The following is a 13,665-nucleotide window of genomic DNA, read 5'->3' on the forward strand; positions in this document are numbered from 1 at the left end:
TATCGATAAACAACTTACAGTACACAGCAATTCCCCCGATTTCATATCAATTTATGTCCAATTGTAAACTGCTGATTTATTCGATACCACTTTTCTCCCTACACATTGTGATAAGATGAACAAAAACTAACTAAATATAGGTGATTAAATGGGCCTTACACATGAGTTTTTCTTACTACGGAGTGAAAGTGATGATGAACCAGTTGAGCAGGTAGTTTTAAGTGATAACCTTGTCCTTTACATATGGGACTCTTTTCGTTGGATCCCTGCCTTTAATCCCTCAACCAAAGAAAACCACGTCGGCTTAAATTACCACGGTATTACGTTGATTCGTCATGAAGGTGCAAACCTTCTCAAAGACATTTGCTTGAGTTGGTCATCCTTGTTTTCTCTGGCTCCTTCAACCCTCCAACTCACAGGCGACTTTGTTATGGACGAGAATGGTAATGGCCGATACGAGAAATTGAATTTCACCAGAGATGATCTGACTAAGCCCCTAACAACTTTAGCAGCTATTGCGGATCGGGCTTTTCTTGAAAACTACATCATCGTTCACCACGGCATTTAACATATTGAGCAATTTGTTAAATCTCGCACTTATCGCACACAACATCTTTGTTTGGATCGGTTTGGTAATATTCTTCAAATCCCGTGCAAACAATGACTTCCCCGCAGCGTTGACAAATCAGAGTTACCTTTTCGCCTTCAATTTTTACTTTTGCCAAGACGTCCACCACACTTTCCACAACATGAGCAGTTTGTTAAATCTCGATTTTCTTGTAATGCTCAAATTGGCCGTTCTTTTTTAGCTGATAAACCTTACTTAGAATTGTCCCGTGAGTCCTACCCAAGGCCATTGCAATATCAGCTTTTTTCATGCTGTCCCACATGGCGCACATATACGCCAGTTCTTTTACCGTGAAAGGCTTCCCATGGTTTTCGTGAAATTCAGGATTATATCTCATTCGATGATTTGAAGCCGTGTATTCGATTCCATCCTCCACATAGGATGCAGTCATTTCTACACCACCGTTTCGATTTAACATAATTGAGCTTGTGTTAAGCTTGGATATTGATCTCTAGGCTAAGCAAAGCGATTCCTCCCGTTTAACAAATCGTGTGTTTTGTGCTGATGAATCTGTCGAAAACAATTACTGTAAATCCGGAAATATGGACGGTATAATTTGCTTGCCCATTGTAAATTTGCTTTCTTCTTCGTTGATGGAACGCCGTGTGCGATGAAAGTCGCCCGCACGGTGTAGGCTCGAACGAAAACCCTCATAAAGAGAAGGGAATAAGTCGAGAATAGCCTAGTAGTACCGAATATTGATTCACTAACCATAAGAGCCAATAGTCCAGTTACTTTTAATATTCATCCGGATAAGTCAGATTGGCGGAGTAAACTAACATCAATATCTTTCGAGTCGACTGAGTTTATCGATGCGTATGACACAACTAAACCAAACTTACCATTTATGCCAGGTCGTATGGTTATCATTCAGCAAACAGGCACATATATCTGTACATTTAAATCAACCGGATATCCAGATGTAATTGTAACAATCACTGTTGTTTAATAATCCATCAACAACCCTTAGGGAAACCTAGGGGTCTTTTTTTACCCAATTACCGATTTGTTAAGTAGCCACTTCCAAAGCTTCCAAAGCGGCGTCGCAAATTGTCCTTGGGCTTATAGCATATATGCTGCTTGGAATGTGCTCATAAAAGACTAGGTACGCCAAATAGTTAGATTCTCTCAATGTTTTGAACTTCTCCACTAGCATCCAAGCATCAGTTAGGTTGTGGAGTGGGTTCCAATTTGCATAAAAGTCATCGGGCATTGCTTGCTGCCATCCAAAGGCTTGCATTCCATTATGAAAGGACCACTTCCACCCCATCACCTTCGTTGCCAGCGTTTCAATGATCTGCTGTTCAGTCATTGTCATCCTCGTCTTCCTCCTCAAACGCTTTTTTGAACATGCTTTCTAAGGCTTTTACATACGTCTCCAATTTCTCATCGGACATACTGTTGATATTTGGTCCGTGTCCTGGTACCGTTTGAAAGTTCGCCAATCGTTTGAGTAGATCTTGTCTAGCTGGTGTCAATGCAGTTATCTCTCCTTTCCTGAATAACTATTTTGATAAATACAGCCGTTTATGGTTTTGCTTATCTTCTTCTGTTTCCAGTACCATTTCATCGGGCTCAGGGCATCTGCCACGTTGATAAACCCAGCAGTCAATGCCGCACCCGCCCATAATCCCAACTTTGTGGCAATCAGTTGTATCAACCATGCCATAGAACGCTTCTTCTAAATGGTTGTCCACCTGCTTTCCTCCCTACACATAATGTAAAATTTAAATCATCCTTCATTTCACTTCATTGGGCACCAACGTTTTGCCGTTTTCAAAGCTAACGGACTTGCATATGTCATTGTCCCAAATCCGATAAAGTTATTTAGTGGTAGTCCTCGATCTTTCATTTGTTGCGTTTGTGGATGTTCGCAGTAATAACGTTTTCTGCCTGATTGGTTTTGTTGCGTCTGCTGCCTTCCTTGCTGCTTGCAGTACTCGCAATACTTACAGCTTCGAGTCACTTTCGTTTGCCACTCCTTATCTCACTGTGCATTACTCTTTGATCAGCTGTACCTCTGTCTTTGGCACTAGCGACACCTTCCCGGATTTCTCCCACTTAACAAGTAGCTTCGCAGGCTGCCATTGTATGACCACTCCCCGGCCTAATTCCGGGTGTTCAACTTTATCACCAGCCAAAAACGGATACATTTCCCCGTCTCCCTTTTTTTGTCCCAGCCTCCCACGTTACGCTCCAAGAAAAAGGAGTGTAGTTCCATGGAGAGGTCTTTTTACTATGTCGTTTCTTGACCGAAGCGAATGCATTAGTTCGGACATTATCCGAACGCTTTATTCCATTTGCACTCGTTCAGTCCAAGCAGCTAAAAATTCCGCCGAATCACATTGCAATCGTTTTTCCAGACCTCAACGTTCGCGTTTACGCCGTTGTTCGTGAACTATTCGGTGGGGACGGGATACGCTACCCTGAGTAACCCTATTTCCTCCCGTTCCAAGGCGGCAATGCTCCGCCTACTTTCCAGTTGTTCACGTATGAATTAGTGATGGACTGCTTGATATGGTCGTTTACCTTTTTGGTGATAAACCCCCGTCTCCAAGGGTGATCCGGTGCTGGCTTAACAGCTGTCATATGATCCCGCCTTTCTGGGGGAGAGGAGCAGCTTTACGCTGCCCCCGGTTCCTCACCGTTGAGTTTCGCCATATGTTCAGATACGAGTTTCTTGTATTTCGCCCAAGCAGCTTGTAGTTTGGAGGAGGATGTGCCGATCGATGATGCAATTTTTATCCACGTTTCGCCATTTTGTTTACGTGCCAGCAGTGCAGGGAAGTCATACTCCATTTCTTCAAACGCTGGGGCTTGTCCGCTCAAGATGAATGCCACCAGTTTATCCTTGTCGATTGCAGCGGCTGCATCCTCTTGTTTATTTGCCTCCTGATCGCTGTCATTCGTGTTGTCATCGGATTCTTCGTTGCTTTGTTGCTCTGGATCAGGTGTGTTCGCATTTTCTGTATCCTCAGTTTGGATTTCTGGATTGTCTTCGGAACCTTCCCCGCTCTCGGAAGATTCGTCGCCTTCTTCTCCGGTCTCTTTATCGTGTTCAAACTCTTCACTCTCGTTTTTATCGTTCTCCAGGTCATCGGTATCTTCGGGGTAATCGTCATGTTCATCCTCAGTGTCTACGCTAACTTGTGTTACCACGCCAGACTGATCGGTTGTGACGGATAAACCGCGACGTTCTTCTCTTTCATTCTCGTCAAACTCCAGAGCCATTTGTGGGTTTCCAAGATTTACAGTCACTTTGTCACCGATCATATCTACCAATTTCACTAGGGAAGTTGACTCGATGTTCCCTACCAACTCCAAGCTCAAAACCATTTTTTTATCATCCGTTGCCATTTTCTTTACCATTGCCGTAAATTGTGCTTGATTGCTCATTTTCCACACTCTCCCTTGGTTTAGAAATCAATTACCATCTGTTTTTTTGATGGCTTATTTTTTCGTGCTGGCGTGTCTCTTATAATCAGACCGCCAACAATCGGCTCTATTTCAATACGTGGGTTACCCCGATCAATTTGAAAATCCTGATACTGAATCAATGCCTGACTGTCATTTCTGTAGAGAATGCCCTCAAAAGCATCCGCCCAAGCTTTATCGGTGTTGTGGCAGTCTTTCTCTCTGGCATCGTTCCAGAAAATCCATGTGCGAAGAATAACCTTCCTAGTCTCAATCATCACCCAATCGTTATCCATGGCCCACTCAAGAGCAGCCTCTGCTACACGCTGTTTATAAAGCTCTCCCCACTTTCCGAGAGTTGGCTTATTTTTGACGATGGTGTACAGATGGTTCCAAGAAGGAACAACCCAGATATTCTCCATCTTCTTCGTAGTCTCGTTCCGCCGCCTTTTCTCCATCAGCAAGGGGATAATCAGCCGTTGCACCGTTTATGCCCCTTTCTTGATGGTCCGTGCTTTACCGGAGAAACGATGAATCAAAACCAGTTCTGTCATGCTATCGCGCTCAACCAGCCAGTTTGCTGGGTTTAAATCGCGTGCTTTCAATTCTTCTTTTTGCCGTTTGTTTGGTCGTTTGCCTTGCTTCATGACTGCTCTCCTCCCGGTTTAGGAACCTGTATTCAACGCTTCTTGTACCTGTCGCCCTGGAGCCATATCCCAGTCGATAAATTCTTGAAACACACGTCGAAAGGCAAGGTTCACTGTACCAACCGATCCGTCTCGATTCTTAGCAATGATGAGCTCAACCTTGCTGATTGGTTCTCCTGTTGCAAAATTTACGTACTCTTCGGTGTCATCCCTATGTAGAAAAGCAACCACATCAGCGTCTTGCTCAATATTTCCACTTTCGCGAAGGCTTGAAAGGTTCGGCCGTTTTACAATCCCTTTATCAATATCCCGGTTTAACTGCGCAAGAAGTACAACGGGGCAATCCAATTCCTTCGCTAATTCTTTTAGCGTGCCAGTATACTCCCCGATCTCTTGATCACGATTAAGGTTGCGGTTACGACGACCTCGACCTTTATTCCCAATAAGTCCAAGGTAGTCGATCAGAATCATACCCACTTTGCCATGCTTGCGTTTTAATGCCCGAGATTCTGCGACGATCTCGTTTAAAGCCTGTCTTCCCTTATCCTCCATGTAGATGTTAGAGCGATAAAACTTGTCGCTTACCTGCGTGAATACTTGCCATTCGCCTTCGCTCATCTTGTTGTGGCGGATTTTCAAAAGAGGTATCTTGGCCTCTGCGGAGAGCATCCGGTTTAACAAGTCTCCCTTTCTCATCTCTAGTGAGAAAATCGCTACCGGATCGCTATCAGGCTGAATACCAGTTGCTCGTGCCATCTTCAATGCGAACGCTGTTTTCCCAACCGATGGTCTAGCACCCAGAATGATCAGTTGACCCCCGCATGCTCCGCTGGTAAGCATGTCCGCTTTTGGTATGCCCCACGACTTGCCAAGAAGGGAACCACTATCTGTTCGAGTGTTTTCGATTACGGAAATGTGATCGAGGATAAAGTCCTTTACCGCTAGCAATCCTCCACGTTTACTTGGTCGAATTTCAGCGACCCTTTCTTCCGCCGAGTTCAGCAGCTCTTCGGCAGAATCATAATTCCCGTTCAATACACTCGCTCTGAGTGACTCCGCGTATCCGAATACTTTCCTTGTCGTTGCTGCCTCTTTGACTAATTCAGCGTGATGGTCTACTGCTGCGGCTGAGGCAACGACACTACCGAGACTAGTCAAGTACAGTACACCACCAATAGCATCTAGTTGTTTTTTATTACTCAATTCGGTGGTTAGAGCTACGAGGTCGATCTTTTCACCTCTATCTCGAAGGCTGAGCAAAGATTTGTAAATATCTTGGTGTCCTGAGTGTGAAAAATCTTCTGGAGACAAGATCAATTCGATTTCGTCGAGGCTCATCGGCTCCATGATTATGCTGCCTAGCGTTGCCTTTTCTGCTGGCAGGTTCTGTAGACGATCAATCATGTACTTTCTCCTTTCCCGAAAAGCATTTCTTGGAAGGCCAAGTCATTTGCAGCACGCCTTTCAAATCCAGCGTGAGTATGGTCTGAGCTATGGCCCATTGGAGTATTTGTTGATGGCTGTTCCACACGTGCCTGAGGCATGGGAACCACTTTCCTGCGCATATTTCCATCCAGTTTGTCGTACTGTTTTCGCAATGTACCTGCTGATAGGATATTTGTCTGCCAAAAGGAATCATCTGTTGCCCATTGGATGACAAGCTGTATGTCATATTTGCTACGCTTGTCCAGGTCGATCATCTTACGCATATCATCTGCCCATGTAGCTAGTGCAACAGGTGTGGCCTCTGGAACCTTAGCGTCAGGTTTCCAACGAATGATACGGTCGCGAAGATACCTTGCCAAAATAAATGCGTCTGTTGACTCGTCATAAACGCGCCTAGTGCGTTTGGGACAAGAATCTTTTTTATGTTTTACATGCTGTTCTTTAATGCTGTTCTTATATACTTCGGGAATCTCTTCGGGATTGTCTTCCGAATCTCTTCGGGAATCCTGTCCATCGGAAGCCCCTTCAACCATTGGTACATTAATGTTTTCAGCATCCTCCCTCTTCGGGAATTCAGGTGGAAACTCTTCGGGATTCTCTTCGGGAAAATTTGAGCCTTTTTGACGGCTATAGCTACCTAGATTTTGAAATGAATCATAGTTATTCACGGTGACCAACAGCCCGTTTTTTGTGTTCCCTCTGTAGAGCTGCCACTGGATCAATCCCATAGTCTTTAGTTGATTAAGCGAGTATTTGATTTGATCCTCGGACCAGTTTGTTTCTTTGGCATAGTCCTTCATGATGAATACAGCTTGTCCACGCCTACACTTTTCGTTGTCCTTGAAGTTCGCCTCACTCATAATCTCTTGGAAGATCCATTTGTCCCTTTTGCATCGAAAGGCCAACCGAGGGAGGACGTAGAACCCCGTTGTCCCGTATTCTGCTATGCCCATCCCCTGCCCCCTCGCGCATTAAGCAATCAAATCCAGATAGTGAATTGCACCACTAATCTTCTTTGTTTCCCGGCAATACTCACATTTTTCACATCTTGTCGGTTCAACCTCGCCAGATTTAACGGACTTAACACGCTCAATATGTTTGGCGACTATCGCAAGATGCGTTTCTATTGCGTCATAGTCAAAGTAGATAACTGCATGATCAGGTGGATCTTGTTTGGTTACAATGACCATGTGAGGTAGCAACCATTTCTTTACCCTTCTACCACTTGTCAATCGCTCTACCTCTGCATAGATCGCCATTTGAATTACATAACCGTAATAATCTAAGAAGTTTTCGTAACATTGAAGATCATTGTTCCACCATCTGCCGCCAATCTCAGATAGAGCCTTTAAGTCTGCGAATATCCCCAACTCTGGTTGATAACTATCAATCATGATTTTCCATGGGATACCGAATATTTCCGCAGTCATGATGACTTCTTTTTGACCAGCTAGTGCCTTCATAACCAATGGATCGCTTTCAAGCACTTCAATCATCTTGTTACAATGTTGGAAATTGCTCTTGAGCTGTCCCTTTGTTTGTCCACGACTGCTGTACAAATCGGGGTTGTTTGCCTTGAACTCGTCTAGAGTACCCTCGTTCCAAGCGTGTACATAATGACCCTCTGTAAAAGCTGGTGTGCTAGGGCGTTGATACCCTTCTGTAAGTTCAGCCATCGCTCGGGCTTCACATCCCCTATAAGCAGGTAAGAAACTCTTAAACTGACTTACAGACATGTAGTGGAGGTTGGCTTCAACAGAGTAGTAATTATGTTTGTTCAGCTTCATTTTCGTTCACCGGTTCATATTCACCATCAACCACTACTGCACCAGCGTTTAATGGGCTTTGCTGTTGTGGCTGTGGGGTCTTATTCATATCGAAGTCACTAGCATCCTCAAATGCTTGAGCCTGTTCGATCGTATCGAAATCTAACTCTATGTTTTTGCATAGCCTTCGCAATACCGTTTTGCGATACATCTCACCCGGGCTTTTCGTCCAGGCTTGTCCATTTGCTTGTTTGGAGTAATTTTTCCGAGTCGTTTCAATCTCAGATGCGCTCATCACCTCGTAAACCATTCCACCATCTTCAAACAAGGCGACAGCAAACGCTCCTAATATGGGTCCATCATTAAATGGCTTTGGCTTAAACTGAACGGTCTGTTGTCCATCCTTAATTTCTTCTGTAAACTCGTCACTTTCACGCACAAGCTTGGCGTAAATGTCCCTCACAGGGCGCACACTGTACTTCTTAGCAAGTTTCTTCTCACCTTTGTAGTCCGTCTGAAATTGAACGACACCACCATAGATGATTGCGTAGCACTCTTTGTTAAAGAAGTCGAGACCAAGGAATGCACCTTTGAGCATGGTTCTTGCTATGCTGGTCGGATCACACTTATCGACATCTCTCGTATCCTGTAGAACTGTCATGCAGTTTTGTAGGAAGCGCGTCTTGTTGAAGTTTGTTGGCATTGCTTCACGCTTGGAATCTAATAGCTTTTCAAGGTTGTTATGGATCACCAGTAGCTTGTTGTTTTGATCTGCCAAATTTGCCCCTCCCACTTGTTTTTTAATCTCAGGACGGCTAACATAGTTTTACTGATAATGTTTACCGTTCTGACCGAGACTCAGCGTTGCTGCGCTGGGTCTTTTTCATTTACTTCAATTTCGCCAATGGTTATTAAGGTGTTGTTTTGAAATAGCACATGATCGATCTTGGTTATTTTCCCTATCTGACCGTTAAAACCAATCTCTTGTCCAATTGATAACGAAATGTTACCTGGTCGCACCATCACTGTTTTTACGAAAGGAATTACGCGTTTACCAGCACTCACAGCATTCAGCCATCGTTTGTCTCGTCGCCTCACAGTTCCACCCCCTCTCCATTTGGTCGCGAGGCGCCGCCGTCCCAACCTCTACGGCAGCCGTTGTAGTTCCTTGCCTACGCCACGTCTTGACCTCGCTATGTATTACTTGGAGGTTCGAACCTCCGTGGAAGACTCAGTTCACGTGCGACTCTCAGATTTTGAAAGTCACTGAATCATCCACGCAGGGCCGAAGCCCGCGTTACTGCAATTCTTTAAGAGCATCCATCGCAATCCTTGCCTGACTTGATGACCTTGAGATTAATGTCGCTATCGCTTGAAGTTTCCCCTTCACTCTTTCGAGTTTTTCTTCTGCCTCAAGTGCTCGATGAATCCAATGGGGAAGGGCTTCTCTCGCCCGGAAAGCCTTGGCTGCATCTATGAGCTTATCCGGCAAATCAATTTCTCCCGAGGCGTGGCAGAGGCTCAAGTCTAACCCGGCACTTCGTTTTACTTCGCCCATTTAGTCAACCTCCGTTTCTGCTCCTGTAGTGATTCGAGATTGTCTCTGTTGGGGTAATCCCGCCTAAATTCCCAAATGCTTCGGACTTCCTCTTGGATATCTTCTAGCTCGCGCATCAAGTCTTGTACCTGTTCCTCCAGCGTTCCCAAATCCTGATCAAAGGCCAAAGTATCCATTTGTTTTTGTCGAATCTGTTCCGTTTGCTCCACATGCTCCGGAAAATCAAGCAGTTGCTGCATGCACCAACACCTCCTGTTGTTCCTCCAATTCGGTGATTTCTGCAAGGCGTGCGTCAATTTCTTCCTGACGAGCATACATACGAGCTTCTGCTTCCGACGCTTTTTTTCGGTAATATATTGCTTCGTCCATATTGCTATCCATTTCTGATTGGGCTTCGTCACGTAGCTCAGCCAAATTCGCTACTTCTTTTTGCAATTCCTGAACACGGATGTGTGCTGGCTTCATAAGGCTTGTCCTCCTCGGAAAGGTATGGTATTCTTCCGTTACGATGTTTTTCTAAGCCGTCCGTTCGCCGCGGGCGGTTTTTTCGTATTTCAGGTATGCTGCAACTTCTCTCGCTTTCAAAAGAACTGCTCTCCGCTTGCCCTTTACCATTACATACGGCGCCTTAAGAAATCGCTTCTCCCGCTTTGCCTTTACCTCCCGTAAACGAGTAGCTAGCCATAGAGCCTGTGATGCCTTTGTGTGTGCCAAACCCCTACGGTTCTCAACCGCTCTTTCTAACGCTCCGGCAGCCTGCTCTAACTGTTCCTCATCCAAGTAACCGGGATTTCCACCACACATTTCGATAAGAGTATTTGCCGTGATGATAAGCCGTTTTGCTTGCCAGGCATTACCCTCTTGCTGAACCCTGATCTTCTCTTCGACTAACGCTCCAATCATAATGAGCAACTGGTCTTGATCGAATACCATGTACTGATCACTCATGACGACCTGCCCCTTTCATCACTTTTATGAAACCTCTGCCCAAAAGCTTTGTCTTGTGCTTTGTCCATTGAGCTATCCAGCCCAACTTTCCTTCCTTTGTGATTACTGCCGCCATATGCGTTGTAGAAGTAACGACGTCCAACGTTTCTTGAACCAAATGCTCTATCTGTTGCTTTTCAGATGTACTCCATGTGGTTGGCGGTTTTACAAGGATGTTCTGGGCGCTCCTTATAGCTAGTAGCAACTCTTCGACTTCTTCGACCGTTTTAGCAACAACCGTATGCCTGTTCAATTCCACGTTGTTTCCGTCCAAAATGACCGGGCTTGTACCTGATGTCGATTCATAAGCTGCTGCCATGGCTAAGAACGGATTGTTTGTCACTTGTACAGCTCTCGACTTAACATCGGGCGGTGTCATAATTCTCCCCGTGGTGTATGAAGAAACTGCCTCCCGGCTTACATTAGCTTCGAAACCGAAAGCTAACTGTGTCATGCCAGCCTCTTGAAGTGACTGACCTAACTGTCTACCAAAGTCGCTCATTTGTTCGCACCATCCTTACCTTCATTATTCGATTTTCGATGTACAATGAATCCAAGCTCACTTTCCAGACTCCCCCTCGGCAGCCATATGAGCCGAGGGCATTTTTCTTTTTCGGATTAGTTCATGAAGCCTTTCTTTGTAAGCCAGAAGTTTTGGGAGCCGACGCTCTCTTTTCTCACGTGGCCATTTTGCTGATTGATTCACTTTTTTGGTGTACCAGCCAATGCGTTTGACCAGATTATCGAGTTTGTCCAGGTTGAATACCTCCAGTAATTGGTAGGGATTTCCACCCTTCCTGTCGAATTTCTCTGTCGGAAGAACGAGTACTTTGACGAGTGGCGTTCTTCTTCCAATATCAAAGACAGAAGGTGGTGAAATCTGTGAATCATGCAATCAACGTGAGGCAATTGTCAGAAGAGGATAAAGTGAAATTGGACAGTGATCTGAAAAGTCTAGGCTGGACTATACAAGGAACAAGTAAAGGACTACAATCTCCTGACAACCTAACTGACAAACTTGCAAGTTTGTGGCTTAGTTGCCCAGATGGTCATTTAGCCAAATTTCCTGATGGGTACGAAGTCACTCCAACTAATCAAGATGAATGTCCAAAATGTGGGCTTCCAACGTCAGTGATTATTCGCTAGCTTCAACCTTTTGGAGATACTCACGATAAATGTTGAAGCATGCTTCAAAGAGCGCGTCTTCCAATTGTTCTTTAAAAGGCTCCAACGACTCAGGAAAGTGGTACAGATCAAGACGATAGAAGTATTTAACCTCTCCATAACGATCCGACTGTTGTACGGATAATTGTGTGTGAATGCAACCGATTGCACTTTGAAACTCACTCAGAGGCCAATTATGTTGAACAGCAAGGCCAATAATTTCCGTTGCAATCTCATGGTTTTTGTTTGAAACGTAAAGCAGATCACGTATATTACGGATGGCTGGCTTTTTGTCGGTCATCCCTTTTCACCTCACTTTCATCACACAACTGCATGCACCGTCGAGTCATGGCAGTGACCCCACCTTGACCTTGTTTCAGCCTTACCCGGTGATTTGGTGGAATGTATTATGGCGCGGCTCATATCGTCGCTCGCTCCCGCTCTTCGGCGCTCTATGCAGTTGTGTGAAGCTTGTCCATCAGCACCGGGGATACTCACCCGGTCTGTTTTTGATAAATCTCTTCAAGGATCGTCCAACCTGCCATGTGCATATCACGGATGACTTTTTCTTTCTCTTCTGGCGTCTTTACGAAAGCGTTGCTTGCAATGCGAACAGTGGTGTCTCCATACTGGTACGTCTCCACAATGATTGGTTCATCGAACTTCCCAGCAGTTTTCATCTTGGAACCACCTCCTGTCACATGCTTATGCAGCATTGATGGGTGGACTACCATGGTTTTCACCCCCGTTGTTTTGTTGCTTCATAAGATCACTCCTTTCAGGCTGGTTGTTGATCCGCTTGTTCAACATGTTTTACAGTTTTGACAAAAAAAATTTCCCTTGGGTCTCTTTTTAAAGCTGCAGATATAGACAGAAGCACAAAACCTGTAGGTTCTTGTCCGCGCAACTCTATGTTAGTAATAGTTTGTCGTGTTATCTTTGCACGTCTGGCCAATTCCGAAACAGACATACCAACTTCAATCCTTACCTCTCTTAACTTGTTGTTCAACATGCTTTACACCTCCTGAAGTCAATGTAACACTTGTTTTACCGTTTTGTCAACCATGTTTTACAATGGTTTTGTTTATTATATTTTTCGTTTGTTGTAAAGTGTGTATTACAGGAGGTGATTTAATGAATAAGCTTGGGGATTTATTAATTCAGCTTAGAGGAAAAGAAACTCTTAGGGATGCATCTAAACGGATAGGTGTAAGTCACACATACCTTAGTCTGCTAGAGAAGGGCATTGATCCAAGGACAGGAAAGACTATTAGACCAACAGCAGATACTTTAAAACTATTAGCTAAGGCTTATCAGTACGATTATCAACAACTTTTGAAGGTTGCAGGTATCTTGAACTCTGATCTGACTGAAGACACTTTGCCTTCTGGAGTCCCCCACTATTACAAGGATTTTTTGGAAGTAATAAATGACCCTAGTGTTTCAGAAGACAAAAAAGAGCTAGCTCGTCTTCTTCTCAAAACCCCCTTACACCCTGAACAACTGGAATTACTCCGAGGAATGATAACTAACTTCAAGGCTGCAAACAAATAAAACGCCGTCTCCTATGCATGGAGAATGGCGTTTTTGTTTTGTTCTGCGAGTTCTTTTATAAGGTTCATTATATCTTCGGACATTTGATTTTCCCTTATCATCTTGCATAAAATTTGCACTTCTTCCGGTGATAGTGATTGCATTTTTCACCAACCCCCCTGATAAAAATTACCTATTTTATGTAAAAACAGTATAATTCTATCATATGGTTTAGCACCAATAACTTGGAACTTAAAATATTGGTTTTTTATCATTATTACAAAATTATTCATGAAATGGAAATTTTGTGTTATGATTTTAGTATAACGATATAAAATTGAGGTGGCCAATTTGAAACGTTTGATTGTGGCTTTTTTCATGATTTTTTCAATACTTAGCGTATCAACAGGAGCATCTGCAGGTAGTGGCATTGGTTGGTCTTCTGCAATTGATCAAAAAAATAAACCAGTTCCTACTCCCCCTGCAATTACTCTTCAGGGCAGTGGAATAGGCTGGTGATAT

Annotated in this window: 25 protein-coding genes; 4 read left to right on the forward strand and 21 right to left on the reverse strand. The window is 44.2% G+C overall.

The genetic code is table 11. The features are described from left to right. Positions 1 to 148: 148 nt before the first annotated feature. Positions 149 to 568, forward strand: a complete 420-nt coding sequence (locus ACQ5DJ_RS12420; protein ID WP_429842752.1) for a coproporphyrinogen III oxidase — start codon at positions 149 to 151, stop codon at positions 566 to 568. Between the two features lie 193 nt (positions 569 to 761). Here the strand turns inward: ACQ5DJ_RS12420 and ACQ5DJ_RS12425 are convergent, their stop codons facing one another. After that, positions 762 to 1,019 carry a DNA-entry nuclease gene (locus ACQ5DJ_RS12425; protein WP_429842753.1) on the reverse strand — a complete coding sequence of 86 codons (258 nt, stop codon included), beginning with the start codon at positions 1,017 to 1,019 and terminating at the stop codon, positions 762 to 764. Between the two features lie 321 nt (positions 1,020 to 1,340). Between ACQ5DJ_RS12425 and ACQ5DJ_RS12430 the strand changes: the two genes are divergently transcribed. Further along, the gene (locus ACQ5DJ_RS12430) at positions 1,341 to 1,577 is read left to right on the forward strand and encodes a hemoblobin-interacting domain-containing protein (protein WP_429842893.1); all 237 of its coding nucleotides are present in this window, start codon (positions 1,341 to 1,343) and stop codon (positions 1,575 to 1,577) included. 60 nt (positions 1,578 to 1,637) lie between these two features. Here the strand turns inward: ACQ5DJ_RS12430 and ACQ5DJ_RS12435 are convergent, their stop codons facing one another. The 20 genes from ACQ5DJ_RS12435 to ACQ5DJ_RS12530 all read right to left on the reverse strand — a co-directional run bounded on the left by ACQ5DJ_RS12435 (position 1,638) and on the right by ACQ5DJ_RS12530 (position 12,622). After that, positions 1,638 to 1,946: a BC1872 family protein gene (locus tag ACQ5DJ_RS12435; protein WP_429842754.1), complete on the reverse strand. Its 309-nt coding sequence runs from the start codon at positions 1,944 to 1,946 to the stop codon at positions 1,638 to 1,640. Next, positions 1,933 to 2,106, reverse strand: coding sequence for a hypothetical protein (locus tag ACQ5DJ_RS12440; protein ID WP_429842755.1), 174 nt, complete (start codon positions 2,104 to 2,106; stop codon positions 1,933 to 1,935). The genes ACQ5DJ_RS12435 and ACQ5DJ_RS12440 overlap by 14 nt, the downstream gene beginning before the upstream one ends. 27 nt (positions 2,107 to 2,133) lie before the next feature. Continuing rightward, complete coding sequence (locus tag ACQ5DJ_RS12445; protein ID WP_429842756.1) at positions 2,134 to 2,325, reverse strand: hypothetical protein; 192 nt, start codon at positions 2,323 to 2,325, stop codon at positions 2,134 to 2,136. 300 nt (positions 2,326 to 2,625) lie between these two features. After that, complete coding sequence (locus tag ACQ5DJ_RS12450) at positions 2,626 to 2,781, reverse strand: hypothetical protein (RefSeq protein WP_429842757.1); 156 nt, start codon at positions 2,779 to 2,781, stop codon at positions 2,626 to 2,628. 469 nt (positions 2,782 to 3,250) lie between these two features. Next, the gene (locus tag ACQ5DJ_RS12455; protein WP_429842758.1) at positions 3,251 to 4,024 is read right to left on the reverse strand and encodes a hypothetical protein; all 774 of its coding nucleotides are present in this window, start codon (positions 4,022 to 4,024) and stop codon (positions 3,251 to 3,253) included. Between the two features lie 20 nt (positions 4,025 to 4,044). After that, on the reverse strand, positions 4,045 to 4,527 hold the full coding sequence (locus ACQ5DJ_RS12460; protein WP_429842759.1) for a RusA family crossover junction endodeoxyribonuclease: 483 nt from the start codon (positions 4,525 to 4,527) through the stop codon (positions 4,045 to 4,047). Between the two features lie 3 nt (positions 4,528 to 4,530). Further along, on the reverse strand, positions 4,531 to 4,689 hold the full coding sequence (locus ACQ5DJ_RS12465; protein ID WP_429842760.1) for a DUF6906 family protein: 159 nt from the start codon (positions 4,687 to 4,689) through the stop codon (positions 4,531 to 4,533). An 18-nt stretch (positions 4,690 to 4,707) separates the two neighbouring features. Continuing rightward, positions 4,708 to 6,093, reverse strand: coding sequence for a replicative DNA helicase (locus tag ACQ5DJ_RS12470; protein ID WP_429842761.1), 1,386 nt, complete (start codon positions 6,091 to 6,093; stop codon positions 4,708 to 4,710). After that, a complete protein-coding gene (locus ACQ5DJ_RS12475; RefSeq protein ID WP_429842762.1) occupies positions 6,090 to 6,935 on the reverse strand; it encodes a hypothetical protein in 846 nt (281 codons plus the stop codon). Before ACQ5DJ_RS12475 ends, ACQ5DJ_RS12470 begins: the two co-directional genes overlap by 4 nt. Positions 6,936 to 7,106: 171 nt before the next feature. Next, on the reverse strand, positions 7,107 to 7,922 hold the full coding sequence (locus tag ACQ5DJ_RS12480) for a PD-(D/E)XK nuclease-like domain-containing protein (protein ID WP_429842763.1): 816 nt from the start codon (positions 7,920 to 7,922) through the stop codon (positions 7,107 to 7,109). Beyond that, positions 7,903 to 8,694, reverse strand: a complete 792-nt coding sequence (locus ACQ5DJ_RS12485) for a recombinase RecT (RefSeq protein ID WP_429842764.1) — start codon at positions 8,692 to 8,694, stop codon at positions 7,903 to 7,905. The genes ACQ5DJ_RS12480 and ACQ5DJ_RS12485 overlap by 20 nt, the downstream gene beginning before the upstream one ends. 65 nt (positions 8,695 to 8,759) lie before the next feature. Then, positions 8,760 to 8,999, reverse strand: coding sequence for a hypothetical protein (locus ACQ5DJ_RS12490; protein WP_429842765.1), 240 nt, complete (start codon positions 8,997 to 8,999; stop codon positions 8,760 to 8,762). A gap of 199 nt (positions 9,000 to 9,198) precedes the next feature. Further along, positions 9,199 to 9,459: a hypothetical protein gene (locus ACQ5DJ_RS12495; protein ID WP_429842766.1), complete on the reverse strand. Its 261-nt coding sequence runs from the start codon at positions 9,457 to 9,459 to the stop codon at positions 9,199 to 9,201. After that, entirely contained in the window at positions 9,447 to 9,698 is a 252-nt protein-coding gene (locus ACQ5DJ_RS12500) for a hypothetical protein (RefSeq protein ID WP_429842767.1), read from the reverse strand. The genes ACQ5DJ_RS12495 and ACQ5DJ_RS12500 overlap by 13 nt, the downstream gene beginning before the upstream one ends. Beyond that, complete coding sequence (locus ACQ5DJ_RS12505) at positions 9,682 to 9,924, reverse strand: hypothetical protein (protein ID WP_429842768.1); 243 nt, start codon at positions 9,922 to 9,924, stop codon at positions 9,682 to 9,684. The genes ACQ5DJ_RS12500 and ACQ5DJ_RS12505 overlap by 17 nt, the downstream gene beginning before the upstream one ends. A 51-nt stretch (positions 9,925 to 9,975) precedes the next feature. Beyond that, entirely contained in the window at positions 9,976 to 10,407 is a 432-nt protein-coding gene (locus tag ACQ5DJ_RS12510) for a hypothetical protein (protein ID WP_429842769.1), read from the reverse strand. Beyond that, on the reverse strand, positions 10,400 to 10,948 hold the full coding sequence (locus tag ACQ5DJ_RS12515) for an XRE family transcriptional regulator (protein WP_429842770.1): 549 nt from the start codon (positions 10,946 to 10,948) through the stop codon (positions 10,400 to 10,402). Before ACQ5DJ_RS12515 ends, ACQ5DJ_RS12510 begins: the two co-directional genes overlap by 8 nt. Before the next feature lie 633 nt (positions 10,949 to 11,581). Further along, positions 11,582 to 11,911 (reverse strand): hypothetical protein, encoded by a 330-nt coding sequence (locus tag ACQ5DJ_RS12520; RefSeq protein ID WP_429842771.1) that lies wholly within the window; start codon positions 11,909 to 11,911, stop codon positions 11,582 to 11,584. Between the two features lie 193 nt (positions 11,912 to 12,104). Beyond that, entirely contained in the window at positions 12,105 to 12,290 is a 186-nt protein-coding gene (locus ACQ5DJ_RS12525; protein WP_106833610.1) for a hypothetical protein, read from the reverse strand. A 98-nt stretch (positions 12,291 to 12,388) separates the two neighbouring features. Beyond that, positions 12,389 to 12,622: a helix-turn-helix transcriptional regulator gene (locus ACQ5DJ_RS12530; RefSeq protein WP_429842772.1), complete on the reverse strand. Its 234-nt coding sequence runs from the start codon at positions 12,620 to 12,622 to the stop codon at positions 12,389 to 12,391. Positions 12,623 to 12,744: 122 nt separating this feature from the next. On the opposite strand from ACQ5DJ_RS12530, the gene ACQ5DJ_RS12535 reads away from it, so the two are divergent. Both ACQ5DJ_RS12535 and ACQ5DJ_RS12540 read left to right on the forward strand, forming a co-directional pair. Beyond that, complete coding sequence (locus ACQ5DJ_RS12535) at positions 12,745 to 13,164, forward strand: helix-turn-helix domain-containing protein (RefSeq protein WP_429842773.1); 420 nt, start codon at positions 12,745 to 12,747, stop codon at positions 13,162 to 13,164. A 330-nt stretch (positions 13,165 to 13,494) separates the two neighbouring features. Continuing rightward, positions 13,495 to 13,662: a hypothetical protein gene (locus tag ACQ5DJ_RS12540; protein WP_429842774.1), complete on the forward strand. Its 168-nt coding sequence runs from the start codon at positions 13,495 to 13,497 to the stop codon at positions 13,660 to 13,662. The last annotated feature ends 3 nt before the right edge of the window (positions 13,663 to 13,665 follow it).

Origin of the sequence: Brevibacillus sp. FIR094 (genome assembly GCF_050477165.1) — a bacterium.
Lineage (GTDB): Bacteria > Bacillota > Bacilli > Brevibacillales > Brevibacillaceae > Brevibacillus.